The following is a 2,236-nucleotide window of genomic DNA, read 5'->3' as shown; positions in this document are numbered from 1 at the left end:
TTCGCCGAGTTCTTCCAGGCGATCACGCTGGGCGGCACGTTCGGCTTCGACGTCAGCTTCGGCGGCGTGCCGACCGGCGGCGGCAGCACGGGCCTGACCGTGAGCCTGCTCGACGCCGTGGGCGACTACCTGTCGTTCCAGGCGGCGCAGATCAGCCTCGTGGCCGGCGCACCGCCCGTCGTCGCGACGGATCCCGCGTTCGCCACCGTGAATGCGGTGCCGGAACCCGCGGACTGGATGCTGGTCGCCTCCGGCCTCGTCTTGTTGGTCGCTCTGCAGCGCCGTCGGATGCGCTGATACCTGCGCCGCCGCCTCGGCTGATGTGTGTATTTATTCGCTAAACATATCAATTTCTAATCGAAATCATATTGTTCAGCTGACTTTGCTTCGTGCATATTCGTACCTGTTGTCGTCGAGACAAACCCGACACCCCAGGAATTTCGATGAGTGCACACGTCCTCGTGGTCGACCCGGACCCTGCCGTCCGCCAGTTGCTGGAATTGAACCTGACCCGTGCCGGCCACGTCGTCGGCCTGTGCGCCGATGCCGAGTCGGCGCTCGTCGCGCTCGACGCCGGCGTACCTGACATGCTGCTGCTGGAATGGGACCTGCCCGGCGAATCCGGCGAGGCGCTGGTCCGGCGCCTGCACGCGCGGGCGCGCATGCGCGACCTGGCGATCATCATGGTGGCGCAGCGGGCAGGGGAGCACGACAAGATCCTGGCGCTCGAATCCGGCGCCGACGATTATGTGACGAAACCGTTCAACCCGCGCGAACTGCTGGCGCGCATGCAGGCCGTGCTGCGCCGGCGCATGCCGTATGTTTCCGTGGATGCCGTACAGATGGCGGGCCTGCGCCTCGATCCTTCCACGCAGCGCGTCGTGGCCGGCACGCGTCCGGTGGCGCTGGGCGCCGTCGAATTCCGTTTACTAAACTTCCTGATGCACCACCCGGAGCGCGTGCACACGCGCTCGCAATTGCTGGACATGGTCTGGGGCCGCCATGCGGTACTCGACGAGCGCACGGTGGATGCCCACGTCGGCCGCCTGCGCCATGCGCTGCAGCCGAGCGGGCACCAGGAACACATCGAGACCGTGCGCGGCACCGGTTACCGCTTCGTCGCCTGAGCGTGGAACCCGTCGTCATCCTGAGCCGCCAGGAGCAGGAATACCTGTTGCGCGCCATCGAATCGGGCCTGGGCGTGGCAAGCGGCCGCCAGTTCTTCCTGTGGACGCAGGGCCAGGTCCAGGCGCTGTTGCCGCACGAGGTGATGGTCTGCCTGGCGTTCGGTCCCGGCGGCGGTCTTGCACGCCTGGAATGCCTGCATGGCAACGTGCTGGAGGCGGACGTGCAGCGCATGCTGACGGATGCCTGCGACGGCCTGGCGTTGCGCATCGCGCGGCAGTACCGGCAGGGAGGACGCGGGCCGGCGCTGGCCGATTTCGGCGCGGCCGCGCCGCAGCCTTTGGCCGGCTTCCGGACCGACGTGGCCAAGGCCGGCTTCGACAGCGTACTCGTGCACGGCACGGGGCCGACGAGCGGGGGCGGCAGCATGTTCGTGCTGTTCGGCCTCACAGAGCCGAGCGCGCGCCATGCCTATTTCCTTGAATTGCTGCTGCCTTACCTGCACCTGGCGCTGGGCCGCCTGCCCGCGACGCGCGAAGACGGCGGCGGCGCGCCGGTGCGTCCGCTGAGCGCGCGCGAGACCGAGATCATCGGCTGGCTGCGCGCGGGGAAGAGCAATGACGAAATGGGGGAACTCCTGGGGATCAGTGCGCTCACGGTCAGGAACCATTTGCAGCGCATCTATCGCACGCTCGGCGTCAGCAACCGGGCGCATGCGCTGGCGCGCTGCCAGGACCTGCAACTGCTCGGGCAGTGATGGTAAAAACGACGCGTTTTCTGTCTTGAACACGCAAAACCTGAAACCAATTCATGTCGGATAGCGTAATTACGATGGCATATCCGCCGGTTGCCACGAATATTTGCGAAAAGCGTGCTGAAGTGCTGTTGCGGCAAGCAGAACGCGGTTAGAATTTTGCGGATAAGAAACCTCGGCTGTCCAGACCGGGAAACAGCAGCAGCAGCCACCGTCTTCACAAATGATTTGTCGGCATGACGGGACCATGGTAGCCTTCACGCAAGGCTTTACGTTGAAGCAATAGAGGAGTTGGTTGGATGGTTCGTGTGCAAACCCAGGACACCGTCGCTCGGGTCCGCCAGGGTGGTTTCACTC

Annotated in this window: 3 protein-coding genes; all 3 read left to right on the top strand. The window is 65.2% G+C overall.

What is annotated here, in order from left to right; translation table 11 throughout:
* A partial coding sequence (locus AC1DYX_RS30525; protein WP_477265879.1) for an NF038129 family PEP-CTERM protein occupies nt 1-297 on the top strand: 297 nt, incomplete at its 5' end.
* A gap of 146 nt (nt 298-443) precedes the next feature.
* Nucleotides 444-1,127, top strand: coding sequence for a winged helix-turn-helix domain-containing protein (locus tag AC1DYX_RS30520; protein ID WP_477265877.1), 684 nt, complete (start codon nt 444-446; stop codon nt 1,125-1,127).
* Nucleotides 1,128-1,129: 2 nt separating this feature from the next.
* On the top strand, nt 1,130-1,882 hold the full coding sequence (locus tag AC1DYX_RS30515) for a LuxR C-terminal-related transcriptional regulator (RefSeq protein ID WP_477265875.1): 753 nt from the start codon (nt 1,130-1,132) through the stop codon (nt 1,880-1,882).
* Nucleotides 1,883-2,236 lie beyond the last annotated feature (354 nt).

The sequence above is a fragment of the Massilia sp. P2_C2 genome, assembly GCF_056404615.1.
This window is presented reverse-complemented; position numbering and strand designations above follow the sequence as displayed.